The organism is Testudinibacter sp. P80/BLE/0925 (assembly GCF_053570785.1).
On the sequence record NZ_CM131636.1, the window covers coordinates 252,116 to 275,644 of the forward strand.

General features: G+C 47.5%; 25 protein-coding genes. 5 read left to right on the forward strand and 20 right to left on the reverse strand.

The window, feature by feature from the left end:
• The first annotated feature begins 6 nt into the window (after positions 1–6).
• The 4 genes from ACWA5Z_RS01185 (at position 7) to ACWA5Z_RS01200 (ending at position 1,875) form a co-directional block, all read left to right on the forward strand.
• Positions 7–435, forward strand: coding sequence for a hypothetical protein (locus tag ACWA5Z_RS01185; protein WP_431053517.1), 429 nt, complete (start codon positions 7–9; stop codon positions 433–435).
• 2 nt (positions 436–437) lie between these two features.
• Positions 438–572, forward strand: coding sequence for a hypothetical protein (locus ACWA5Z_RS01190; RefSeq protein WP_431053518.1), 135 nt, complete (start codon positions 438–440; stop codon positions 570–572).
• 58 nt (positions 573–630) lie between these two features.
• Positions 631–984 carry a hypothetical protein gene (locus ACWA5Z_RS01195; RefSeq protein WP_431053519.1) on the forward strand — a complete coding sequence of 118 codons (354 nt, stop codon included), beginning with the start codon at positions 631–633 and terminating at the stop codon, positions 982–984.
• Positions 985–1,302: 318 nt separating this feature from the next.
• Complete coding sequence (locus tag ACWA5Z_RS01200; RefSeq protein WP_431053520.1) at positions 1,303–1,875, forward strand: UPF0149 family protein; 573 nt, start codon at positions 1,303–1,305, stop codon at positions 1,873–1,875.
• A 183-nt stretch (positions 1,876–2,058) separates the two neighbouring features.
• On the opposite strand, the gene fis is transcribed toward ACWA5Z_RS01200, so the two are convergent.
• The 13 genes from fis to ACWA5Z_RS01265 form a co-directional block, all read right to left on the reverse strand.
• Complete coding sequence (fis, locus tag ACWA5Z_RS01205; protein ID WP_431053521.1) at positions 2,059–2,355, reverse strand: DNA-binding transcriptional regulator Fis; 297 nt, start codon at positions 2,353–2,355, stop codon at positions 2,059–2,061.
• Between the two features lie 41 nt (positions 2,356–2,396).
• Positions 2,397–3,362 (reverse strand): tRNA dihydrouridine synthase DusB, encoded by a 966-nt coding sequence (gene dusB, locus ACWA5Z_RS01210; RefSeq protein WP_431054264.1) that lies wholly within the window; start codon positions 3,360–3,362, stop codon positions 2,397–2,399.
• A 293-nt stretch (positions 3,363–3,655) separates the two neighbouring features.
• A complete protein-coding gene (prmA, locus tag ACWA5Z_RS01215) occupies positions 3,656–4,540 on the reverse strand; it encodes a 50S ribosomal protein L11 methyltransferase (protein WP_431053522.1) in 885 nt (294 codons plus the stop codon).
• Positions 4,521–5,993 (reverse strand): sodium/pantothenate symporter, encoded by a 1,473-nt coding sequence (gene panF, locus ACWA5Z_RS01220; RefSeq protein WP_431053523.1) that lies wholly within the window; start codon positions 5,991–5,993, stop codon positions 4,521–4,523. Before panF ends, prmA begins: the two co-directional genes overlap by 20 nt.
• Positions 5,993–6,262 carry a YhdT family protein gene (locus tag ACWA5Z_RS01225; RefSeq protein ID WP_431053524.1) on the reverse strand — a complete coding sequence of 90 codons (270 nt, stop codon included), beginning with the start codon at positions 6,260–6,262 and terminating at the stop codon, positions 5,993–5,995. Before ACWA5Z_RS01225 ends, panF begins: the two co-directional genes overlap by 1 nt.
• 173 nt (positions 6,263–6,435) lie before the next feature.
• Entirely contained in the window at positions 6,436–7,782 is a 1,347-nt protein-coding gene (gene accC / locus ACWA5Z_RS01230) for an acetyl-CoA carboxylase biotin carboxylase subunit (protein WP_431053525.1), read from the reverse strand.
• 75 nt (positions 7,783–7,857) lie between these two features.
• A complete protein-coding gene (gene accB, locus ACWA5Z_RS01235; protein ID WP_431053526.1) occupies positions 7,858–8,319 on the reverse strand; it encodes an acetyl-CoA carboxylase biotin carboxyl carrier protein in 462 nt (153 codons plus the stop codon).
• A gap of 180 nt (positions 8,320–8,499) precedes the next feature.
• The gene (gene aroQ / locus ACWA5Z_RS01240; RefSeq protein WP_431053527.1) at positions 8,500–8,946 is read right to left on the reverse strand and encodes a type II 3-dehydroquinate dehydratase; all 447 of its coding nucleotides are present in this window, start codon (positions 8,944–8,946) and stop codon (positions 8,500–8,502) included.
• 79 nt (positions 8,947–9,025) lie between these two features.
• Complete coding sequence (gene menC / locus ACWA5Z_RS01245) at positions 9,026–10,018, reverse strand: o-succinylbenzoate synthase (protein WP_431053528.1); 993 nt, start codon at positions 10,016–10,018, stop codon at positions 9,026–9,028.
• Between the two features lie 25 nt (positions 10,019–10,043).
• Positions 10,044–10,901 (reverse strand): 1,4-dihydroxy-2-naphthoyl-CoA synthase, encoded by an 858-nt coding sequence (menB, locus tag ACWA5Z_RS01250; protein WP_431053529.1) that lies wholly within the window; start codon positions 10,899–10,901, stop codon positions 10,044–10,046.
• 28 nt (positions 10,902–10,929) lie between these two features.
• Complete coding sequence (menH, locus tag ACWA5Z_RS01255; protein ID WP_431053530.1) at positions 10,930–11,691, reverse strand: 2-succinyl-6-hydroxy-2,4-cyclohexadiene-1-carboxylate synthase; 762 nt, start codon at positions 11,689–11,691, stop codon at positions 10,930–10,932.
• Positions 11,681–13,387, reverse strand: coding sequence for a 2-succinyl-5-enolpyruvyl-6-hydroxy-3-cyclohexene-1-carboxylic-acid synthase (gene menD / locus ACWA5Z_RS01260; protein WP_431053531.1), 1,707 nt, complete (start codon positions 13,385–13,387; stop codon positions 11,681–11,683). The genes menH and menD overlap by 11 nt, the downstream gene beginning before the upstream one ends.
• Positions 13,388–13,389: 2 nt before the next feature.
• Complete coding sequence (locus ACWA5Z_RS01265) at positions 13,390–14,703, reverse strand: isochorismate synthase (protein ID WP_431053532.1); 1,314 nt, start codon at positions 14,701–14,703, stop codon at positions 13,390–13,392.
• Positions 14,704–14,867: 164 nt separating this feature from the next.
• On the opposite strand from ACWA5Z_RS01265, the gene ACWA5Z_RS01270 reads away from it, so the two are divergent.
• Positions 14,868–16,082: a pyridoxal phosphate-dependent aminotransferase gene (locus ACWA5Z_RS01270; protein WP_431053533.1), complete on the forward strand. Its 1,215-nt coding sequence runs from the start codon at positions 14,868–14,870 to the stop codon at positions 16,080–16,082.
• Between the two features lie 139 nt (positions 16,083–16,221).
• Here ACWA5Z_RS01270 and rnhB read toward each other — a convergent pair whose 3' ends face one another.
• The 7 genes from rnhB to bamA form a co-directional block, all read right to left on the reverse strand.
• Complete coding sequence (rnhB, locus tag ACWA5Z_RS01275) at positions 16,222–16,815, reverse strand: ribonuclease HII (protein ID WP_431053534.1); 594 nt, start codon at positions 16,813–16,815, stop codon at positions 16,222–16,224.
• On the reverse strand, positions 16,802–17,974 hold the full coding sequence (lpxB, locus tag ACWA5Z_RS01280) for a lipid-A-disaccharide synthase (protein ID WP_431053535.1): 1,173 nt from the start codon (positions 17,972–17,974) through the stop codon (positions 16,802–16,804). Before lpxB ends, rnhB begins: the two co-directional genes overlap by 14 nt.
• Before the next feature lie 116 nt (positions 17,975–18,090).
• Complete coding sequence (gene lpxA / locus ACWA5Z_RS01285) at positions 18,091–18,879, reverse strand: acyl-ACP--UDP-N-acetylglucosamine O-acyltransferase (protein ID WP_431053536.1); 789 nt, start codon at positions 18,877–18,879, stop codon at positions 18,091–18,093.
• Between the two features lie 26 nt (positions 18,880–18,905).
• Positions 18,906–19,316 carry a 3-hydroxyacyl-ACP dehydratase FabZ gene (gene fabZ / locus ACWA5Z_RS01290; protein ID WP_132966435.1) on the reverse strand — a complete coding sequence of 137 codons (411 nt, stop codon included), beginning with the start codon at positions 19,314–19,316 and terminating at the stop codon, positions 18,906–18,908.
• A 141-nt stretch (positions 19,317–19,457) separates the two neighbouring features.
• Positions 19,458–20,486 (reverse strand): UDP-3-O-(3-hydroxymyristoyl)glucosamine N-acyltransferase, encoded by a 1,029-nt coding sequence (gene lpxD / locus ACWA5Z_RS01295; protein WP_431053538.1) that lies wholly within the window; start codon positions 20,484–20,486, stop codon positions 19,458–19,460.
• An 11-nt stretch (positions 20,487–20,497) separates the two neighbouring features.
• On the reverse strand, positions 20,498–21,025 hold the full coding sequence (locus ACWA5Z_RS01300; RefSeq protein ID WP_431053539.1) for an OmpH family outer membrane protein: 528 nt from the start codon (positions 21,023–21,025) through the stop codon (positions 20,498–20,500).
• A gap of 83 nt (positions 21,026–21,108) precedes the next feature.
• A complete protein-coding gene (gene bamA, locus ACWA5Z_RS01305) occupies positions 21,109–23,520 on the reverse strand; it encodes an outer membrane protein assembly factor BamA (protein ID WP_431053540.1) in 2,412 nt (803 codons plus the stop codon).
• Positions 23,521–23,529 lie beyond the last annotated feature (9 nt).

The window sequence follows — 23,529 nt, forward strand, 5'->3', positions numbered from 1 at the left end:
GAGTTTATGGATGGTTATAGGGGAACATTAAATGAAGATATACTAAATAGCCAGAATTATCGAATATCTGTTTTTTTGATACCTAAGATTATCAATCATTTAAAATCATCCGATCTAGCAATAGAGTTTATAAATGTAGATAAACTATCTGATGAAAAACGAATGCAATATGATAATGCTATTGGTTTTCTAAAAGGAATTGAATTCCCATTCAAATTTAGACCTAAAAGGGTAGTTGAGGCAATAAAAATAGTATACCCTAAGTTCAACATGAACGATCACACCAATTGTTGGAAAAAATATAATGCAAGACCTAGAGGTATAATTAAGAATTTTAGAAGTGAGTATTCCGCTTACGTGGATGGATACGATTCATATTTATATTCTCAAAAATGGATTGATTTTCTGCTTGATAAACTTTCTAAAGAGAAATAAATATGAATTTAGATAAAATTTCAAAACATATGTTAGACTTAGGGTTAGCCGCATTACAACATGCTAACTATCATTCTGCTTTTTATAGCTCTGATAATTATATGTGGTCTGAATTATCTGTACTACAAGCTTATTAAAAGTGCCAAATCAATTACATATAGTGAATTACCAGAAAGACTATGGATTACAACTAGAATGCCCTTACCCAATAAAAAAGTTTATAAGAAATTTGGTGAATTAAGAAATTCTATACAACATAGCAGCCCTCCTATTAATACTGATTTTTCATTGGAAACACTAAAGTTTATATATGATGTGATTGATCCTTTCATTAATAATTGTTGGGGGCTTTATGCTGTAGATTATCATGAAGATTCAGAGCCATATAACATTGTTGAAAGTTTACTATCTAGGAGGATCGAATTTCTCGTTCCGCCATCCTTATTGGGTCTATATAGAGATTCAGATTTTTTAGATGATGAATATGATCTCGAATATAAAAAGATCATGCAAGAACGATTTAAAATAAAAATCAACAAAAATATATAATTTCCTTAAAAATTTAGGATATACCTAAAAATGACAGCCTAGTAATTAGATCTTGTTGTAACGTATTTACTTTATAAGTATATTCTATTTTGGTATAGTAGAAAAATTATTGCTAAAAAGTGCATTAAAGCCTTATAGCGATTAATTTTAAAGCACTTTTTTAAATTATAAGTAAAAAACTTGTCCATTCTGCCAAAATCAGAATACCCGAAAACATTGCTCTTTTAATAATACTACCAAACAGGCGATTGAAAATATTGTAGTTGCAAAATGATCGCTTGTGCATGATAACCCAATAATGAAACGGAGAAAAATTTTATGCCACAATTAGACGAATCTTTAGAAGATGAAGAATTAGCATTATTAGATAACTTGCTTTTAGAATATGGTTCGGAACGTGAAAATGGCTATAATATTTTAAGCTTAAGCGAATTAGACGGCTTGCTTACTGCAGTGCTATCCAGCCCTGAATTAGTGACACCAAACCAATGGTTACCTGCTATTTTTGATGAAAATGCACAAGAAAGCATACCAGATGCAAATACATTTAATCTCTTATTATCTTTAATTTTCCGTCATTATAATGATGTCATACAACGCTTAAACAGCCCGTTATTTTATGCTTATTTTGATGAAAGCACTGATGATTTTGTGATTTTGGATTCGTGGTGTTCGGGCTATATTATTGGTGCTAAAGTCTCCGATTGGGGAAATTTACCCAATAAAATCCAAGAGCAATATGATTTAATTCGTTCATTCGCTTATTTTGAGGGCGATGATCTCAATTTAGATGATCACCCTTCTGCCAAAGATACACAAGAACACGCAGCAAAAGTCGAAAAGGCGGTAATGGCAATCTATCAATATTTTCTGACATTAAGAAATAGATAAGAATACGAAATTCCTCTATTGTTTAATTGCAATCATTAGATGACCTTGATGGCACAAGTTTGTAACTTGCGCTATCAGTGGGCTTAAAAGTGGCTTCGACTTCGCTCAGCCACCGATATAAAAAACGGTCGCCAAATTCCTTCAGCGACCGTTCTTATTAAACTTGATTTTAAAAACCTAACATCAACCCATACCGTATTTTTTTAGTTTTTTGCGTAGCGTGCCGCGATTGATACCCAACATATTTGCCGCACGGGTTTGGTTGCCCCGGGTGTATTGCATCACCATATCTAACATCGGGTGTTCGACTTCGGATAATACCAACTCATAAAGATCATTCACATCTTGCCCGTTTAATTGGGCCAAATAGTTTTTCAACGCTTGTTTTACGGAATCTCTTAATGGTTTGTTTGTAATTTGAGATTGTGCATTTAAGGTTGAAACGGTTAATGCTTCGGAATTGCTACGTTGTTCTAACATTGTTATGTGTTCCATTTAACTAAAAAAATCACCCCAATCCGCTATTGGATTGAGTCAAGAAACTCTTCCAACACGCTCAACTGCCGCTGAGGATCAGTAATCGTATTGAAAGTACATTTAAAAGCAGAATCTGGTTTGATGTTATCCAAATACCAAGCTACGTGTTTACGGGCAACCCGATAGCCTTTCTGCTCGCCGTAAAAATCGTGCAAGCCTTGAATATGCTCGAGTGCCACCTGACACTTTTCTGCCAAATCCGGTTCAGCCATCAGCTCACCCGATTGCAAAAAAGCCTCAATCTGTCGAAACAGCCATGGTTGTCCGAGTGCGCCCCGGCCAACCATCACGGCATCCGCTCCGGTATAATCCAGAACGTATTTCGCTTTTTGCGGTGATGTCACATCGCCATTGGCGATCACCGGAATAGAAATCTGTTGTTTCACCGCGCGAATATGTTCATACTCGGCTTCACCTTCGTATAAACAACTACGGGTTCTGCCATGCACGGTCAAGGCCTGAATCCCGCTTTGCTCCGCTATTTTGGCGATTTCAACACAATTTCTATTGCTTTTATCCCACCCTGTCCGAATTTTCAGCGTGACCGGAACATCCACCGCCGACACCACTTCGTGCAGAATTTTCTCGACTAAATCAGGATATTGTAACAATGCCGAACCCGCCATTTTACGGTTTACCTTTTTAGCCGGACAGCCCATATTGATATCAATCAACTGTGCGCCGCATTCCACATTCAATGCCGCCGCCTGTGCCATTTCCAACGGATCACTGCCTGCAATCTGCACGGCATTAATTCCGATTTCTACGTGATGTGCCACACGCAAACGCGATTTTTCCGTGTGCCAAACATCACGATTCGCCGACATCATTTCAGAGTAACTCATGCCGGCATGATAGCGGGCACAAAGTCGTCTGAACGGCTGATCGGTTATCCCTGCCATGGGGGCTAATAAGACGCGATTTTTTAATTGAAATTTTCCAATGCGCACAAACAACCACCACCACAAAAATACATCCCGCAAAAATAAGGGTTCATGCCAAACAAAACGCCCTCAGGCAAGGTGATATGGGATGAGCGCTTATTCGGTTACAGAACCGTCATCGAACAAGGGGGGCTATAATACGCACTTTTTACCAATTAGGGAAGTACATTTTTTATCCAAAATGCGTTTTTTTGCATTTTTTTGATCTGGTTAAAAAAACAGCGAAAATAATCTCGAAAAACGAAACCAATCGGCAGCTTAACGATTGACAAGCAGCCGATTTTAGTTCAAATGAAAGCTTAACCGATTTTATTCCCCGTAATCCGACACCATTCTTCCTGTTCCGCCACGGGTTCTAACCGCACTTGGCTTTGATAGGCTTCGCATACGGCTTGTGCTTGGTTGGCGAGAATGCCGGACAGCCCTAAATCTGCGTTCGGTTTGAGTAACGCGATAATCGGTTCGGCGAGTTCTTTCAGCGGGCCTGCTAAGATGTTCGCCACCACTACATCGGCTTGCAAATCTTTCGGTTGATCTTTGGCGAGAAATAACTGCAAGCGATCGGCTACGCCGTTGCGTTCGGCATTATCACGGCTGGCAAGGATGGCTTGCGGATCGATGTCGATACCGATTGCTTGTTTCGCGCCTAACTTCAAGGTGGCAATAGCCAGAATGCCGGAACCGCAACCAAAGTCGATGACGGTTTTGCCGTTTAAATCCAAGCCGTCCAGCCATTGCAGGCAAAGTGCGGTGGTCGGGTGCGTGCCGGTGCCAAACGCCAAGCCCGGATCGAGCATTACGTTGACCGCACTTTCGTCCGGCACGGGTCGCCAGCTCGGGCAGATCCATAAGCGTTTGCCGAATTGCATTGGATGGAAATTTTCCATCCACTCCCGTTCCCAGTCTTTGTCTTCGATCTGTTCGATTTTATGGCTGACACTGTCGTTTAAAATGCCCTGTGCCGTTAATTCCGCTGCAATTTGCTGCATATCGGTTTCCGCGTCAAACAAGGCGATCACATCGGTGTTGCCCCACAAACGGGTTTCGCCCGGCAGCGGTTCGAACACCGGCGTATCCTGACTATCGACAAAGGTGACCGACACCGAGCCGAGCGCTTCCAACACTTCGCTGATCGCTTCCGCCTGTTTGTCGTTACTGTTGATTCTAATTTGTACCCAAGCCATCTGTTTTTTCCATTGTTGTTTGCATTGCAATAAACTGTTTTTCGCCTATTTTATTGGCGATTAGAAAGGCGATCAAGCCAAGCACCAACGACGGCACAATGGCATGAAAACCGAGTAATTTCAGTGAAGCGGTCGTCAATCCGATATAACTGAATAATCCGACCGTCATTGAGGCGATGGCACCGTAAGCATTGGCTTTTTCCCAATATAAACCCAACACGATCACCCACAAAAATGCCGCTTCCAAGCCGCCAAAGGCAAATAAATTCAACCAAATAATCATATCCGGCGGATTAAGCGCCGCCAACACTAAAAGTGCGGTCAGCACCAAGGTTGCCATTGAAGAAAATATTCCGATCTTACGCTGGTTCCGTGCCGCTTCCGGTTTTGCCGCCAGATAAATATCTTTCACGAAGATCGCCGACGATTGAATCAATTGCGCGTCAATGGTCGACATAATCGCCGACATCGGCGCAGCCAAGAAAATGCCGGCAACAATCGGCGGCAATACCTGCAACATCAGCGTCGGGATCACCTGATCCGGAATCGTCAACTCCGGTAAAATCGCGCGCCCAAGAGCGCCGGACAAGTGCATACCCAACATAATAATCGTCAGCACAATCGTACCGATGAACATTCCGCCGTGTAACGCTTTACTGTCTTTAAATGCCATACAGCGCACCGCCGTATGCGGCAAGCCGACCACGCCGAAACAGACTAAAATCCAAAACGATGCCATAAACTGAAAATCCAACATCTCATTCGGACCATACGGGCTGACCAGTTGCGGATCTTGCGCCGCCAACGCCGCCACCGCACTTTCCACTCCGCCGGCGGCATAAATCACCGCAATCAATAAAATCAACGTGCCGAAAATCATCACTGTCCCTTGAATGGTGTCGGTCAGCACCACCGCACGGAAACCGCCGATAAAGGTGTAAATGCCGACCGTTAGGGCAAAAATCAATAATGATTGGGTGTAGCTAATGCCGATTGTCGTTTCCAGTAATCTGGCACCGCCGATAAATTGCACCGTCATTGCCGCAAAAAAAGCGATTAACAGCGCAACGCAGGCGATCCAAACCAGATATTTATTTTTGTAACGGTGCAATAATAAATCGTTGATGGTGAGCGCCTTGCTTTCGCGCGATAACAATGCGAATTTTTTGCCCAATGCACCTAAGGCAAGCCACACCGCCGGCACTTGAATCATCGCCAGCAGTACCCAGCCCAAACCGAACTTATACGCAGCTCCCGGTCCGCCGATAAATGAACTGGCGCTGGCATACGTCGAGGCGGTGGTCATTGCCAACACCCAGCCCGTCATCGAACGGTTGCCGACATAATATTCGGTCAGAAAATCCCCTTTGCTACGTTTCACATAAGCATAAATCGCCGCGCCAAACACAAATGCCAGATAAATAACCAGTGGTAAAATAATGCCTAAGTTCATTATTTTACCTCCTGTTTCACGCTGCTATCAGCATGATTATCCAAATCAAAATCCAGATACACAATACGAATCACCCAATACGCCACCACGATAAACAGCACCGGCAGGTAGATACAGGCGAGCTCAAACCAGAGCGGAAAACCAATCGGTCCATGCGTGCCGCTCGGCAGATAGGCGCACAGACACCAACCAATCACATATAATACGGTCAAACCCAATGCCCAACGGGCCTCTTTACTGGCTTGTCGATACTTTTGTTGCAACGTCATCTGAATACCTCATCGTGAGAAGAACAAGATCAAAGTGAAAAAAAGTGGAATCGTTTGATTCCACTCTTAGACTGCCGGCAAGGTATAAAATGCCCGACATCGATAGCAAAAGTAGCAACTGTGCTTCCTGTTTTTTGGAAACACTGTTACTACGTTACATATTCATCACAAAATTAATCGTGCATACCGAGTTTTTTCTCAAGATAGTGAATGTTCGTGCCACCTTGTTGGAAATTCGGATCTTCCATAATCAATTCATGTAGCGGAATATTGGTTTTTAAACCTTCGATGATCACCTCAGACAACGCATTGCGCATTCGACTGATCGCTTCGTCACGATTTTCGCCGTAGCTGATCAGTTTGGCAATCATGGAATCGTAGTGCGGTGGTACGGTGTAACCGTCATAGATATGCGAATCCCAGCGAATACCGAAACCGCCCGGGGTATGCAAACGGGTGACTTTACCCGGAGACGGCAGGAAGTTACGCGGATCTTCGGCATTGATCCGACATTCAATCGCGTGCCCTTTCACCTTCACATCGTCTTGCGTGAACGATAGCGGCAAGCCGGAAGCAATGCGCAATTGCTCTTTCACCAAGTCAATTCCGGTGATCATTTCGGTGACCGGGTGCTCCACCTGAATGCGGGTGTTCATTTCGATGAAATAGAATTCACCGTTTTCATATAAAAACTCGAATGTACCGGCACCGCGATAGCCGATTTCAACACAGGCTTTGGCACAACGGCTGCCGATGTCGCGGCGCAGTTCTTCGCTGATCCCCGGTGCCGGCGCTTCTTCCACCACTTTTTGGTGGCGGCGCTGCATGGAACAATCGCGTTCGGCAAGATAAACCGCATTGCCGTGGGTGTCGGCTAATACCTGGATTTCCACATGGCGTGGATTTTCCAAATATTTTTCCATATACACCACGTCATTATTAAATGCCGCTTTCGCTTCCGATTTGGTCATCGCAATCGACTCTTCCAATTCATTGGCAGAACGCACCACGCGCATACCGCGCCCGCCGCCGCCGCCGGAAGCTTTAATAATCACCGGATAACCGATACGTTCGGCAATCTCTTTATTTTTCTTCACATCATTGCCGACCGGTCCGTCAGAACCCGGCACGCACGGCACGCCTGCGGCTTTCATCGCATTAATCGCCGACACTTTGTCGCCCATTAAACGAATCACATCCGCAGTCGGTCCGATAAACACAAAACCGGAACGTTCGACTTGTTCGGCAAAATCGGCATTTTCCGATAAGAAACCATAGCCCGGGTGAATGGCGTCCGCGCCACTCACCTCGGCGGCAGCGATCAACGCCGGAATATTCAAATAACTTTTACTCGACGGCGCAGGTCCGATACAGATGGTTTCATCTGCCAGCAAGACGTGTTTTAATTCACGGTCTGCGGTTGAATGCACCGCAACGGTTTTAATGCCTAACTCTTTACAGGCGCGCAAAATACGCAGGGCGATTTCGCCACGGTTGGCAATAACAACTTTTTCTAACATACGATTATCCGTTTCCGCATTAATATGCTATAACGACTGAACGCAAAGTGCGGTCAGCCTTGCTTGGTCATCAACTTATTCGATGATGATCAGCGATTGATCAAACTCAACGGCTTCACCGTCGTTAACTAAAATCGCTTTCACCACACCGGCTTTATCCGCTTCGATACGGTTCATCATTTTCATTGCTTCCACAATGCACAGCGCGTCACCGACTTTAACCGTGCTGCCCACTTCTACGAACGGAGAGGCTTCCGGGCTAGGACTACGGTAGAAAGTACCAACCATCGGCGAACGTACCGCATGTCCGGAAACTTCCGCTGCTGCCGGAGCCGCTGCGGTTGGCGCTGCAGGTGCGGCAACCGCACTTGGCGCGACTGCTGCCGGCGCTGCCGCAGGTAACGTATATTGAACCGCAGCAGGCGCCGGGGTACCACGGCTAATACGTACCGATTCTTCCCCTTCGGAAATTTCGATTTCCATAATGCCCGACTCTTCGACTAATTCGATTAATTTTTTGATTTTACGAATATCCATGTTTTGATTCCGCTGATTGAAATTTAAGTGACATTACCGCTCAATTGACAAGATCTTCTCCGCAACAGAGCCGTAACATTATATTGATTTACATTAAACGCAGAGATTACCTGAATTCTGGCATTTTGGCGATAAAAATCTGCATTTTGCCTGAAATTTGTCGCAAATCAGGCTTTTTTACTATTTTTTGCCAAGCAAATATTGTTGTGCGAATTGCAAGCCGAATTGATAGCCTTGCGCGCCTAAACCGCAAATTACGCCGACGGCCTTGTCGCTCAGATAAGAATGATGACGGAACGGTTCGCGTGCGTGCACATTCGACAGATGAATTTCAACAAACGGAATATTCACCGCCAACAACGCGTCGCGCAGCGCTACGCTGGTGTGGGTGAACGCCGCCGGATTAATCAGGATAAAATCCGCTTGCTCAAAGGCTTGGTGAATTTTATTAATCAGCTTTTCTTCGCTGTTGCTTTGGAAACAATCTAATTCCAATCCGGCTTGCGCCGCCTGTTGTTGTAATTGCTGCTCAATATCCGCCAGCGTCAAGCTGCCGTAATGCTGTGGTTCGCGCTTACCCAACATATTCAGGTTCGGACCGTTTAATAATAGAATTTTTTTCGTCATGTTCTCTTATCCTACGCCTTGCAAATGATTTCACAAGGTGACTATCGCCATATTATAACAATTTTTTAATAATAGCTATTTATCCGATTTTTTCAACCCACTCGCTGTCCAAACCGACCAACGGCAGGGTTGATCCTTGCCAAGGGCGGATCAACTGGAAATCCATTAAATCCAACGTATCCAGACCGGGAATCACCGTCGGCGTATATTGTTGCGCAATCCGTGCCAACTGCGTCAAACCGAAACTGGATTCAATCGAGGAGCTGATCACCGCCATAATCCCCTGTTGTTGCGCTTGTCGAATCAGTTCGACACAACGTTGCAATGAGCCGACTAAGGTCGGTTTAATCACGATCGCCGCCAAGTGCGGTTCGGCGACGACCTGAAAATCAGCTTCACGCACGCTTTCGTCCCACGCGATCGCAATCCCGGTTTCAGCCGCAAATTGACGGCTTTCCGCTTGGGTTTTACACGGCTCTTCCAAAAACTGAATTCGGGCGCGATGTTCCGCTTTGACGTATTTAGCAAACTGCTGCGCCTTTGCCGGCGTCCAAGCGCGGTTAGCATCAAGACGCAATTTGAGATCCGGTACGGCTTCGAGCAGCATATCGGCAATCAAACCGTCACGATTGGCTTCATACAAACCGACTTTGACTTTCGCCACCTTTTCACCCGGCATTTGTTCCAGTTGCTCGTACAACTCGTCGGGGTCGCCGTAACATAGCGGTGCGGCTTGATAATTGCCCGACTCGCCCAACTCGCCTTTCATCTCTGCCAACGCACAACTTAAGCCGAACGCCACCGATGGATATAAGCCGTCTAGCGGCAGTTTTTGATTACGGCTGCGCGCTTCGTCCCATTGCCGCAACCAAAGTGCGGTCTGCGCCTGTGCCTGCTCCAAGGTTTCTTGGCTGAATTCCGGCAACGGTGCAATCTCGCCCCAACCTTCGTGCACACCGCACTTCACCTGCACCAACAAGCCTTCCCGCTGTTTCAAAAAACGGTTACGCAATACCACCTGCGCATCAACCGGAATACGATAACGGTAAAGCTGATAACTGCGAGTTGTCATAGTTCGTCCTTTATTTTAGGTCAGATTACGGATTACGCTTAAATTTGCTGAAGTCCGGCTCGCGTTTTTGGTTGAAGGCATTACGCCCTTCTTGCCCTTCTTCGGTCATGTAGAACAGCATGGTGGCGTTGCCGGCAAGCTCTTGTAAACCGGCTTGTCCGTCGCAGTCGGCATTTAACGCGGCTTTGAGGCAACGTAACGCAATCGGGCTGTTTTGTAACATTTCACGACACCAACGCACGGTCTCTTTCTCAAGGTCGGCGTATGGCACAACGGTGTTGACTAAGCCCATATCCAACGCTTCTTGCGCATTGTACTGACGGCATAAAAACCAAATTTCACGCGCTTTTTTCTGCCCGACGATACGTGCCATATACGAGGCGCCCCAACCGCCGTCGAACGAACCGACTTTCGGTCCGGTTTGCCCGAACATGGCATTTTCGGCGGCGATGGTTAAATCGCACAGCATATGCAATACATGCCCGCCGCCAATCGCATAGCCTGCCACCATCGCCACCACCGGTTTCGGGCAGCTGCGGATATCGCGTTGGAAATCCAACACGTTCAAGTGATGAACACCGGCTTCGTCTTTATAACCGCCGTAATCGCCACGCACTTTTTGATCGCCGCCGGCGCAGAACGCTTTTTCGCCTTGCCCGGTCAGCACGATCACCCCGATTTTTTCATCAAAACGCGCGTCGGCAAAGGCGGTAATCATCTCTTTTACCGTTTGCGGACGGAACGCATTACGCACTTCCGGGCGGTTAATCGTGATTTTGGCGATACCATCGGTGGATTTGTGATACAAAATGTCGCTGTAACCGTTGCTGCAATCTTGCCATTCGACCGGCGCGTATAAAAATTCTTCTGTTGGGTATAACATTGTTTTTCCTCTTTATCTCAATAGTATGCTAAATCAAAAGTGCGGTCAGTTTTGCCGCGAAATCATCGGGATTTTCTAGGTGAGCATTATGCCCCGCCTGTTTAATTAAGGTTAAGTCTAATTGGTTATGTTCCGCTTGAGTACGAAATTTTTGATCGCGTTCGCCACAGAAAAAATGAATCGGCAACCTACTCGACCGCACTTTAGCCGTTAAATTCGGTTGTTTCGCCAGTGAGGTCGCCAACAGCATTTTAGCAATATTGTCACCGCAATTCGGCGCGCGTTTTTCGATTAAGGCTTGCCGTTGCGCCGCATTCAAATGGCTAAAAACCGCCTGTTGATACCAAGCATTTAATACCGCACTTGGCGATTCGGTCGCAAAGCGTTGCGCCCACGCCTGATCGCTCAACCAGCGTGCTTGCAGCTCCGCTTCGCTGTTCAACCCAAGATTTGCGCCCTCGACAATCACTCCTTGCAAGTTGCCACGTTGTCGATTTGCCTGCAACGCACAGTGTAAAGCATAGTACAACGCAAGCCGTCCGCCGAGGGAATAGCCGACCAACCAATAGGGTTCATTGCCGACCGCACTTTGTATTTTTTGCGCCAGATAAGCGCAAGTTTGTTGAAAACCGGCGACGTTAGTCTGTTTTTCCGCACCGTGCAGCGGCAAATCCAAACTGACACAGCGAAAGTGCGGTAAGCGTTCAATCACCGCGTGCCAATCATGGCGATCGCCTAATAAGCCGTGCAAAAACACCAGGCACGGCTTATTGTCGCGCTTAACCGCCAATCGCCGCTCCGGCAATTTGTTCGATCAGCGATTTATAAATATTGCTGCCGTCGTTCGGATTGGCTTTGATCTCAATCACGGTGGCTTCTTTGCGTCCGTAGGCCTGCTTCAGCACCGAGGTCAAATCCGCCCAAGTGTAAGGACGGCTGTAATTAATGCCGAACATCGCCGCTGCCTGTGAAAAATCCAAACCGTGTCCCATACGGTAAAATTGCTCTTTGACCTGTGCCTCAACCGGCAACATATCAAAAATCGCCCCGCCGTTATTGTTAATCACAAACAGGATTGTCGGCTGTGTCACCTGTTTAAATAAGACAAGCGAGTTGAGATCATATAACGTGGAAATATCACCAATCATCGCCACTAACGGCTGGTTCGTGCCAATCGCAACTCCTGCCGCCGTTGCCAATAAGCCGTCAATGCCGCTGGCACCGCGGTTGGTATAGACCGGATAACCTTCCGGCAATTTGCACAAGCCATCGACCAAACGTACAAACAGGCTGTTGCCTAAAAACAGCGAGCCGTTGCTTGGCAACACGCGGCTGACATGGTGCGCCAGCGAGGCTTCATTTAAATTGCCGCCGATTTGCTGTTCGATAAACGAGGCGCAAAATTGCGATAATGCCAGCGGCTCAAGCAACCACGGGCGTTGGCGTAACGGTGGGTGTGCACGCAGCCAGTGATGAACCTTCACATTAAAACGGGTGTGTTGATGATGATAGGGATCGAGATTTTTAGTTGAGGCTTCGATCAGCCAATATTCGCCCTTAAACTGTTCGAGGAAGCGATTGACGCGCTTGCTGATAATCTGACTGCCGAATTGCAGCACGATTTCCGCCCGCAATAATTTTTGTTGTACGGTTTCATTCGCCAGCCAAATATCGGCATACGGCAACGACGCCTCCAAGCCGGATTGAATGTCGGTAATCATAATCCAGCCCATGGTTGCCGCCCAAGCGGAAATGCCCATGCTTTGCTCCGGCGGTAACTTGCCGACCACAATCACGCCTTGCTTGGTGCGCCAATAATCCCAATTTTCATGGATTAACACCTCGCTTTGCTGTTCGGCATACTCAATCCAGCGCGGCTTTTTACTCGCCCAACGGTTAAATTCGACTAACGCCGGGAAATGCTGAATTTCATTCTCATCGGCAAGATAGAGCGGCTCGGCAAACGGCAGGTTAAAATGTAACACGCCATGATTAAGGCGCTGTTGCTGACAAGCCTGATCGATACGGCTGAGTAGCCATGCCATCGAATAATCTTCGCTCGGACGCGGAAAATTAATGCTGGCAATCGGGTAATCGGCAAACAGCCCTTGCTGCCGAATCGCTTGATTAGCGCCGCAATCAATCAATTCCGGCGGGCGGTCGGCGGTCAGCACAATCAGGTTATGTCCGCTTTGCGTGGCTTCGATAATCGCCGGATAGAGATTGGCGGCGGCCGTGCCGGAAGTGACGATAACCGCCACCGGCGCATTGCTCGCTTTCGCCAAACCCAACGCCAAAAAGCCTAAACCCCGTTCGTCAAAATGGGTGTGGCAGGTGACGCGCTGTCCGTCTTCCAAACGCACCGCTTCCAAGGTCAATGGCGTGGAACGCGAACCGGGCGCAATGCAAATATGCTGCACGCCATTTCGTACCAGACTTTCTAATACCACTCTCGCCCAACAGCGATTTAAAACCGCACTTGCCATTTTTATTTTTCACCTCTTGCTTGTGCCGGAAACAGGGAGAGAATTCCGGCGGCTTTTCTTTCGATTTCTTGCCATTCTAGCAAGGGAACAGAACCGGCAACAATACCTGCGCCGGCGAAAATCGCAATTTTATCTTGATTCTGCACGTCTTTGGTCAATAAAGCGGAGCGAATTGCCACGCAAAATTCGCTCTGCGCCAACGACATCAGCCCGAGCGTCCCGGCATACCAGTTACGCTTGAAATTTTGCCGTTCGGCGATAAATGCCAATGCCGCCGCCGACGGTAAGCCGCCGACCGCCGCACTCGGGTGGATCGCACTTAAACAGGCCTGATCATTCACCTCGGCGTGCAATTTTGCGCCGATATTGCGCACCAAATGTTGTACATAATTCAAACGGCGACTGCTTAACTGGTCAATATCCAAATGCCGGCTTAAATTGGACAACTTGGCGCAAATATCTTCCACCACTAACCAGTTTTCATGAATATTTTTGCCGTCTTGTAACAGCCATTGCTGCTGTTGCCGATTTTGCTGCTGATCGCCGCCGCTCTCTGCCGTTCCGGCTAAGGCTTCGGTGGATAATTGCTGCTGTTGCCGTTGATACAACCGTTCGGGGCTGACCCCCAAGAAAGCGGCTTGCGGCGATTGCGCCCATAAAAAGTAGTAACAATCCGCCTGCTGCGCGCACGCTTGCGCCAATAAATCGCACGGATCAACGCTTTCGCTCAACTGATACTGTTTTTGTTGCGCCAACACCACTTTGGTAAACCGCCCTTGTTCGATATAACAGAGCGATTGTGCGACCAGATCCTGCCATTGGTCTTGGCTATAACTTTGCTCGCTGAGACTGAGCTGCGCGCTGATCGCTTGCAGCGGCCGGGCGGAATCCAAGCGGTGAATAAAATCCCGTACCGCACTTGGCGTATCCTTTTCCGTCAGGGTCAACGTGATTTGCAGCTGTTCGCCCTCAAGTTGCAAAGATAAACGCGGCAAATAAAAGTGCGCGTCCCCCTCGAAGGTTAAGCCGCCGACCAACTGTAACGGCAGCTCCGAATGCTGTGTTAAAAACTGCTGTGCCGCCGCAAGCTGATTAAATGCTTGCACTTGCCCAAGCGCAACCGCTTGGCGTTGCTCGCCGCGCGCCTGCCAAAAAAAGCGCGGATACTGCGTTTGCCCTTTCAACCACGCTAACAGATTACCGTCAGTCGGGGATAAGCGGAGACAAAAGCGGTACTGCGTTAATCCCGCGGAGGTAAAGTGGTGATTGTTCAACCGTTGTAATAATTGTTGTTTTAGCTGTTGCCAACAGTCCATTATCTTCAATGACCTTTTCATTTAAAACGAGCCGCCTTATCAAGCTCGAAAACAGTAATTCTACCGCACTTTAAAAGAAATATTGACCGAAATCTTTTCATTTTTCGCAAATCGGCGTAGAGTAAACAAATTCACTATTCAGCTATTGAAATCAAAGGTTCAACATGGATATATTTCCGAAATCCGATAAATTGGAACACGTCTGTTACGACATTCGCGGCAAAGTGCACAAAGAAGCGGTGCGCTTGGAAGAAGAAGGGCACAAAATTTTAAAACTGAATATCGGCAACACCGCACCGTTCGGCTTTGACGCACCGGACGAAGTGCTGGTCGATATTATCCGCAACCTGCCGACCGCACAAGGTTATTGCGAATCGAAAGGTCTGTACTCCGCACGCAAAGCGGTGGTGCAATATTACCAATCAAAAGGCGTGAAAGAGACAACCGTAAACGACGTTTATATCGGCAACGGCGGTTCGGAATTGATCACCATGTCAATGCAGGCATTGCTGAACGACGGCGACGAAGTGCTGGTGCCAATGCCGGATTATCCGCTGTGGACGGCGGCGGTGACCCTGTCCGGCGGTAAAGCGGTGCATTATCTCTGTGATGAACAAGCGGATTGGTTTCCGGATATCGACGATATTAAAAGCAAAGTGACTTCGCGCACCAAAGCGATTGTGTTGATTAACCCGAACAACCCGACCGGTGCGGTGTATAGCAAAGCGGTGTTGTTAGACATCGCCGAAGTGGCGCGCCAACACAACTTGCTGATTTTTGCCGACGAAGTGTATGACAAAATTCTCTACGACGGTGCGGTACACCACCATATCGCCGCCCTGGCGCCGGATTTATTGACCATTACCATTAACAGCTTATCCAAAGCCTATCGCAGTTGCGGCTTCCGCCAAGGCTGGATGATCTTAAACGGTCCGAAAGATAAGGCGAAGGGTTATATCGAAGGGCTGGATATGATGGCTTCCATGCGCTTGTGTGCCAACGTGCCAATGCAACATGCGATCCAAACCGCACTTGGCGGTTATCAAAGCATTAATGAGTTGATTTTACCGAACGGACGCTTACTGGAACAACGTAATCTCGCCTATGAGATGTTGAACCAAATCCCGGGCGTCAGTTGCGTCAAACCGATGGGGGCACTCTATCTGTTCCCGAAATTGGATATGAAAAAATTCAATTTGTATGACGATGAAAAAATGGTGTTGGATCTGCTACGCCAAGAAAAAGTGTTGATCGTACATGGTCGCGGTTTTAACTGGCATCAACCGGATCACTTCCGCATCGTCACCCTGCCGTATGTCACCCAACTGGAAGATGCGATTAATAAAATCGAACGCTTCTTGAGTACTTATCGGCAGTAAATGCTGCTGATTTCAATGAGAAAAGTAAGGGCGGATTGTATATCCGCCCGAACCGCACTTTGCATTTTTCAATTATAGATTAAATGCTTATATCTCACTTCGTAAACGGGCGGATATACAATCCGCCCCTACTTTAGATCTATTGCTCTAACCGTTTTCTCACCGGTGCAAAACTTTTGCGGTGTTGCGGCAAAACGCCATATTGTTGCAGTTTTTCAAGGTGAAGTGCGGTCGGGTAGCCTTTGTGTTGTGCCAATCCATAATGCGGATAGTGCTGATCCAACGCTGCCATTTCCTGATCGCGTGCTACTTTTGCCAAAATCGAGGCGGCACTGATCTCCGCCACCAAACTGTCGCCCTTCACCACCGCTTGCGTCGGCATTGCCAGTTTTGGCAATTTGTTGCCGTCCACCAACACAAAGTGCGGTTGGATCGGCAATGCCGCAACCGCTCTTTGCATCGCAAGCAGGCTGGCTTGTAGAATGTTGAGTTGATCGATCTCTTCCGGCTCGGCTCTGCCTAACGCCCAAGCAAGTGCATGAGCTTTGATTTCTTCGGCAAGTAACAGCCGTTTTTTCTCGGATAATTTTTTCGAATCGGCTAAACCGGCAATTGGTTTATTCGGATCAAGAATCACCGCCGCCGTCACCACCGCACCGATTAACGGTCCGCGCCCGACTTCATCAACGCCTGCGATCAACCCGACATTTTGCGGATAATCAAACTGTGCCATTTAACACCTCGACCACCGCTTGTGCCGCTTGTTGATCCGCATTACAACGGATTTGTTGATGTAACTCGACAAACCGCTGTTTTAACGCCAACGTGCGCTGTTGTGCCGCTGCGCTATCGTCAAAATAGACCGCCAATTCCTCTGTCAAACGCTGCGGATTGCATTGGTCTTGGATCAGCTCCGGCACTAACATCTCGTCCGCCAACAAATTCGGTAGCGAAATATACTTGGTTTTCACCAAACGTTGCGCCAGCCAATAAGTCAGTGGTTTCATGCGATAACCGACCACCATCGGCGATTTGCACAGCATACACTCCAACGCCGCCGTGCCGGATGCGAGCAAGGTTGCGCTCGCCGCTTGCATTGCTAATCGCGCCTGTCCATCAAGCAAGTGCATTTCCAACTCTGGCGCAATGCGTTGTTTCACGCTTTCAAACTGCGCACGGCGTTTGGCGTTAATCAGCGGCACTAAAAATTGCACCTCGGGAAAGCGTTGTTTAAGTAAAAGTGCGGTTTGCAAAAAGGGTTCGCTGAGAAACTCCAACTCCGAACCACGACTGCCGGGCAAGATCGCCAAATAACGCTGGCTTGGATCAAGTTGTAGCTGTGTGCAGGCTTGTGTATGGTCGATTTCAAGGGGAATCGCGTCCGCCATGGTATGCCCGATAAAACGGCACGGCACATTGAAGCGATCGTAAAAGGCTTTTTCAAACGGTAAAAATGCCAGCACCAAATTGGTGGCTTTGGCGATTTTGAAAATCCGCCTTTGCCGCCACGCCCACACCGACGGGCTGACATAATGAATGGTTTTAATCCCGTGTTGCTTCAAGATTTTTTCCACCCCGAGATTAAAATCCGGAGCGTCAATGCCGATAAAAATATCCGGTTTTGCCGCCAAGAGGTTTTGAATCAACTGTTTACGGATTTTCAGCAAACGCGGCAGGTGTTTCAACACTTCCACCAAGCCCATCACCGCCAGCTCTTCCATCTCAAAATAGCTTTCCGCCCCTTGCGCTTTCATTTGCTCACCGGCAATGCCTATAAAACGGGCGTTAGGATAAATTTGGCGCAGCTGTTTGATTAACCCTGCGCCGAGAATATCACCCGACACCTCCCCGGCGACTAAGGCAATCAATGGTGTGTGTTTTTCCGGCAGCATTGTTTTTTTCCTTAAAAAATAACCGCACTTTAACTCAAAGTGCGGTTTATATGATCGGTTGTTAAGCCCCCGCGGGGAACGTTAATGCGTAAGCAGACGCCATGCCTTACCCTCGGCTAACGAATAATCCCTCGGGTCGAACGTTTAAAGAACGACAGGAAGAAGCTCACTGCCGCTTCGGTTTCGGCAATCCGTTCAATTTCAGGAATGACTTCTTCCAACGTTTTCCCGCTACGATAGATCAGCTTATATACATTACGGATCGCGTGCATTGCCGGTTTATCGAAGCCACGGCGTTTCAAGCCTTCCAAATTGACACCGAACGGCTGTGCATGGTTGCCTTGTGCCATCACATACGGCGGCACATCTTGACTGACCATCGAACCACCGCCTAACATCACGTGTGCGCCGATCACCACAAATTGGTGAATTGCCGACATGCCGCCGACAATCACAAAATCATCCAGTTCAACATGCCCCGCCAGCGTGGCGTTGTTGGCCAAAATGCAACGGTTCTTAATTTGGCAATCGTGGGCGATGTGGGTATTGATCATCAGTAAATTGTCATCGCCGACACGGGTGACCCCGCCGCCTTGCACGGTGCCGCGATGAATGGTCACGCTTTCGCGAATACGATTACGATCGCCGATAATGGTTTTGGTCGGTTCTCCGGCATATTTCAAGTCCTGATTCACTTCGCCAATGCTGGCAAATTGGAATATCTGATTGTCACGCCCGATTTTGGTGTGTCCGCGCACCACCACGTGGGAGTGCAACACGCTACGATCACCGATTTCAACATCCGCCCCGATAATACAAAAAGGACCTACAATAACATCGGCACCGATTTTGGCGCCTTCTTCGACAATAGCCGAGCTATGAATTTTCGCACTTGGATTAATCATCTTCGATCCTACTTAGGCTGATAAATTTACATCGGACGACGCGCGCACATCAATTCCGCTTCGCACACCACTTTTCCGTCTACTGTTGCGACCCCGGTAAAACGGGTGACGCCACGGCGTTCTTTGATAAAGTGCACTTCCAAAATCATTTGATCACCCGGCTCGACCGGGCGTTTGAAACGGGCATTGTCAATTGCGGCGAAATAAAACAGTTCGTCTTTCGGTAATTCAAGGGTTTTGAATGCCAATACGCCGGTCGCCTGTGCCATCGCTTCCAAAATCAATACGCCCGGAAAAATCGGTTTCTGTGGAAAGTGCCCGGTAAAACAAGGCTCATTGACCGTGACATTCTTCACGGCTTTCAGCCATTTGCCTTCCTCAAAATCAATCACTCTATCCACTAATAAAAACGGATAGCGGTGCGGTAATAACTGCATGATTTCATTAATATCGACAATTTTCGCTTCTTTAGCCTGCGAATCGGTTTGATTGTTTTCAGTTGTCACGATTTTAGTTCCCTTAGTATTGTACCCATGCCGTCACAAACGACGGACGGCAAAATTATGTTGTGTTATCGCTTATGATTTGCCTTGATTTCGTTCCAATGCTTTTAAACGCCGGTTCATTTCACTGATATTCATGGTTAATGCCGCCGTTTTACGCCACTCTTTATTGGTTTGCAACGGAATGCCGGAAGAATAAACCCCCGGTTCGGTAATCGGGCGCATAACCATGCCCATGCCGGTCACCGTCACCCCGTCGCAAATTTCCATATGTCCATTCAGTACGCTGGCACCGCCGATTAAACAGTATTTCCCCACGGTCAAACTGCCCGCCATAATCACACCGCCGGCAACCGCCGTTCCGGTGCCGATGTGCACGTTATGCGCGATTTGACACAGGTTGTCGATAATCACATTATCTTCGATCACCGTGGCATCTAATGCGCCGCGATCGATACAAGTACAGGCGCCGATTTCAACCCGGTTGCCGATAATCACTTGCCCGCGCTGCGGAATTTTAATCCATTTGCCTTTATCATTGGCATAACCGAAGCCGTCGCTGCCGATAACGGCGGAAGACTGAATCAAACAATCCTGTCCGATTTCCACTTCATGATAGATTGTTACATTCGCCCACAGCTGGGTACCGGCACCGATTTTACTGTTTTTACCAATAAAGCAGCCTGCACCGATCACGACATTATCGCCTAATTCGACCCCATCCTCAATCACGGCATGCGCACCGATTGCCACATTTTTGCCCAACACTGCCGAAGCCGAGACTACCGCACTTTGGCTAATCCCGCTAGCCGCCCGCGGCGTAGCGTCCATTAGCTGCGCAATCAAGGCATAAGCGGTATAAGGATCTTTGACAATAATCAGATTACTGTCGGCATGACAAAAAGCAACGTCCTGCGCGCTGACCAATAGACAGCCTGCTTTGGAATCTGCCAATAACTCACGAAATTTCGCATTTGAGATAAAACTCAGCTGATTCGGCTCGGCTTTATTCAAGGCGGCGATACTCTCTACCGCACTTTCAGGGTTGCCGCGCAATTCCCCGCCGACATGCGCGGCGAGTTGTTGTAATAGGTACTGTGCCATAAATCTCCGGATTATTTTTTGGCTTCAGCGGCAGCCGCCGGTTTAATTGCTCTTAACACTTCTTCGGTAATATCTTTACCGGCCGCGGCATAAACGACGGCATTGGCATCGATCACATAGCTGTAATTGGCTTTGGCGGCGATTTCATTGGTCGCGGTTTGAATGCCCGCCAATAATTTGGCACGCTCTTGATATTGCAATTCATCATTTTTGATTTGCAATTCTTCCGCTTGTTTTTGATAAGCGTCACGCATTTTATTGATTTCATCTTCGCGTTTTTGAATGTCGGCAGCACGCAATTTCGGTGCTTCTTTTTGCAACGCTTCGATTTTCGCCACAATCGCTTTTTCACTGGCTTGTAATTTTTCTGCCGGCTCTTTCAGCTCCGCATCGATTTTCGCCGCCGCCGCATCACGATCCGGGTGATTTTGGAACAAATACGCTGAATTGATAAAGGCGATATTTTCCGCTGCCGTTGCCAAAGAAGAAGTGAACGCCAATGCCAAAGAAAGACCTGCGATTTTTAATGCTTTTTTCATGAGAGATATCCTTAATTGATTAATGTTGGCGGAATACCGGAATACTCCGCCGATTTATCTAAATTTGCCAGTTAATTTACTGCTTAGAAACTACCGCCAATACTGAACTGGAATTGTTCGATTTCATCGCCGTCATATTTTTTGAGCGGTTTGGCATACGAGAATACCAATGGTCCGATTGGCGAGTTCCATTGGAACGCCAACCCGGCAGAAGCCCGTACCCGGCTCGGATCACTATAATCGACAATACGTTGCGGCACATTGCCTTGGGTAAATAATTTGGCTTTATCTTTGTTCCACTCGGTATTCCATACACTGGCTGCGTCAACAAACAACGATGTTCTGACCGAGTTCTGGTTTTTATCACTGACGAACGGCGTTGGCATAATCAATTCGACACTGGCGGTCGCCATTGCATTACCACCGACGACATCATAGTTGATATTGTCATAACTGCTGGCCGGCGCATTAACCGCCGCGCCAGGCCGGGTATTATAAATCGCACGCGGTCCGACCGCACCGTAAGCAAAACCACGCAGGCTGCCGATACCACCGGCGCTGTAATTTTGGTAGAACGGTAATTTCTTACCGCCAAAACCGTTGGCATAAGACAGGCTTGCCCGGCCGGATAAAACCCAAGTTTGATCATAGTTTAACGGTTGGTAAGTTGAGAAATCGGCACTCAATTTATAATATTTGTTATCCGATCCCGGAATGGTCACTTTCCCGCCGATACTGGCGCGGCTACCGCTGGTCGGTAAGAAACCGCGGTTCAGGCTGCTATAATTCCAACCGAAGCTAAATTCAAAATCATCGCTCTTGATTTTCCAATCATCAACGCCCATCGAACGCAAATAACGCGCACGGTTATATTCCGGATACATGTTTTTCAGTTTATTGTGCACATAGCCAACGCCTAAATAGTAGGAATTGTTTTCATTGACCGGGAAGCCCAGCGTACCGTTGATTCCATAACTGGTACGCGCATAAGACGCGGTGGTATCACTGTTTTTATAGTCATAGGTATCATAGAAAACATTGCCGCCCAGACTCACGCCGTCACGGGTGAAGTACGGTTCGTTATAGCCTAAATTGATACTGGTCGCATATTTGTTTTTCACCCCGGACAAGCTGACTGATGACCCCATGCCCAAGAAGTTGTCTTGCTTCACACTGGCTTGATAACTGAGACCGCTCTCGGAACCAAAACCGATCCCGAAGTTAATGCTGCCGGTATTGCGTTCTTTGACTTTATATAACACATCCAGTTGGTCATCGACCCCCGGTACCGCCAAGGTTTCGGTTTCCACGGTTTCATAAAAACCGGTTCTTTCCAAACGGTATTTGCCTTGCTCGATTAGCGCGGTGGACAACCAAGTCCCTTCCTGCTGGCGCATTTCTTGGCGTAAAGTAGAATCGGCGCTGACATCGTTGCCTTCAAAACGCACCGAGCGGACATAATAACGGCGACCGGCATCCACCACCACGATCAAATCAACGGTATGTTCCGCATCATTAAATTCCGGCTGAATATTAATTTGCGGGTTGGCATAGCCACGCGCACCTAACGTGTTTTTAATGCCGTCTTCAATGGTTCTGACCGTATTGCCGCGGAATTGCTCGCCGCGCTTAATATTCACTAGCAACCGGTTTAAATCCGCACTCATACCGGCGGTATCACCGATAATCCGCACATCATTAATGGTATATTTTTCGCCTTCGTCCAGCGTCAAATTAAGCGTGATGTCTTTTTTATCATCGCTGTATTGCACGTCGCTATCCACGATTCTGAATTTGGCATAGCCTTGGTTCAGGTAGAAATCACGCAAAGCGGTTAAGTCTTTTTGGTATTTCGGTTCGGAAAAACGGCTGCTGGAAAAAATGTTCCACCAAGAGACATCCGGCTGAATTTCAATTTGATCCAATAATTTACTGTCACTGAAGTCATTATTACCGTTAAAATTAATCGCTTTGACCAACGCCGCATCATTTTCTTTGATTTCTAATTTCAGTGCGGCACGCCCTTGTCCCAAATCATCGACCACCGTATTGACTTCCGCATTCGGATAACCGACGGAATGATAATAATTCAGCAGCTCCTGACGGAAAGAGGCAAGTTTGTCACGCTCCAAAATTTCGCCTTTGGCAATGCCATTCTCACGCAAATTGCTTTCCAACGCATCTTTCGGGATCTGTTTGTTGCCTTCAATGTCCAACGAGCTGATATAAGGACGGGCTTGGATCCGCAATACCAAAGCATTGCCCTCACGCAGCGCCTCCACATTTTCATAACCACCACGTAAAAACAGACTGCGGACAATCTGGGAAAGATCCTGATCCGTTGCACGTTGTCCGACTTTAACCGGCAGCCCTGCGATAATATTATTGGCGGTTACCGGATCGGTGCCTTCAACACGGATATCCTGTACGGTAAAAGGCGCTGCCAATACGCCGCCGCTACTTAGAAGCAAACCGGTCATTAGAAGTTTTTTCATGGTGGTTTT

Coding starts and splice junctions, on each gene's coding strand:
- rnhB (WP_431053534.1), bottom strand. CDS start 16,815: ATGGCACAGTTTGATTATCCGCAAAATGTCGGGTTGATCGCAGGCGTT.
- ACWA5Z_RS01185 (WP_431053517.1), top strand. CDS start 7: ATGGATGGTTATAGGGGAACATTAAATGAAGATATACTAAATAGCCAG.
- ACWA5Z_RS01225 (WP_431053524.1), bottom strand. CDS start 6,262: ATGACGTTGCAACAAAAGTATCGACAAGCCAGTAAAGAGGCCCGTTGG.
- ACWA5Z_RS01195 (WP_431053519.1), top strand. CDS start 631: ATGCCCTTACCCAATAAAAAAGTTTATAAGAAATTTGGTGAATTAAGA.
- lpxD (WP_431053538.1), bottom strand. CDS start 20,486: ATGGCACAGTACCTATTACAACAACTCGCCGCGCATGTCGGCGGGGAA.
- ACWA5Z_RS01300 (WP_431053539.1), bottom strand. CDS start 21,025: ATGAAAAAAGCATTAAAAATCGCAGGTCTTTCTTTGGCATTGGCGTTC.
- fabZ (WP_132966435.1), bottom strand. CDS start 19,316: ATGCAGTTATTACCGCACCGCTATCCGTTTTTATTAGTGGATAGAGTG.
- menB (WP_431053529.1), bottom strand. CDS start 10,901: ATGTTATACCCAACAGAAGAATTTTTATACGCGCCGGTCGAATGGCAA.
- ACWA5Z_RS01200 (WP_431053520.1), top strand. CDS start 1,303: ATGCCACAATTAGACGAATCTTTAGAAGATGAAGAATTAGCATTATTA.
- ACWA5Z_RS01265 (WP_431053532.1), bottom strand. CDS start 14,703: ATGGACTGTTGGCAACAGCTAAAACAACAATTATTACAACGGTTGAAC.
- ACWA5Z_RS01270 (WP_431053533.1), top strand. CDS start 14,868: ATGGATATATTTCCGAAATCCGATAAATTGGAACACGTCTGTTACGAC.
- lpxA (WP_431053536.1), bottom strand. CDS start 18,879: ATGATTAATCCAAGTGCGAAAATTCATAGCTCGGCTATTGTCGAAGAA.
- fis (WP_431053521.1), bottom strand. CDS start 2,355: ATGTTAGAACAACGTAGCAATTCCGAAGCATTAACCGTTTCAACCTTA.
- lpxB (WP_431053535.1), bottom strand. CDS start 17,974: ATGCTGCCGGAAAAACACACACCATTGATTGCCTTAGTCGCCGGGGAG.
- menD (WP_431053531.1), bottom strand. CDS start 13,387: ATGGCAAGTGCGGTTTTAAATCGCTGTTGGGCGAGAGTGGTATTAGAA.
- accC (WP_431053525.1), bottom strand. CDS start 7,782: ATGTTAGAAAAAGTTGTTATTGCCAACCGTGGCGAAATCGCCCTGCGT.
- ACWA5Z_RS01190 (WP_431053518.1), top strand. CDS start 438: ATGAATTTAGATAAAATTTCAAAACATATGTTAGACTTAGGGTTAGCC.
- panF (WP_431053523.1), bottom strand. CDS start 5,993: ATGAACTTAGGCATTATTTTACCACTGGTTATTTATCTGGCATTTGTG.
- menC (WP_431053528.1), bottom strand. CDS start 10,018: ATGACAACTCGCAGTTATCAGCTTTACCGTTATCGTATTCCGGTTGAT.
- bamA (WP_431053540.1), bottom strand. CDS start 23,520: ATGAAAAAACTTCTAATGACCGGTTTGCTTCTAAGTAGCGGCGGCGTA.
- aroQ (WP_431053527.1), bottom strand. CDS start 8,946: ATGACGAAAAAAATTCTATTATTAAACGGTCCGAACCTGAATATGTTG.
- prmA (WP_431053522.1), bottom strand. CDS start 4,540: ATGGCTTGGGTACAAATTAGAATCAACAGTAACGACAAACAGGCGGAA.
- accB (WP_431053526.1), bottom strand. CDS start 8,319: ATGGATATTCGTAAAATCAAAAAATTAATCGAATTAGTCGAAGAGTCG.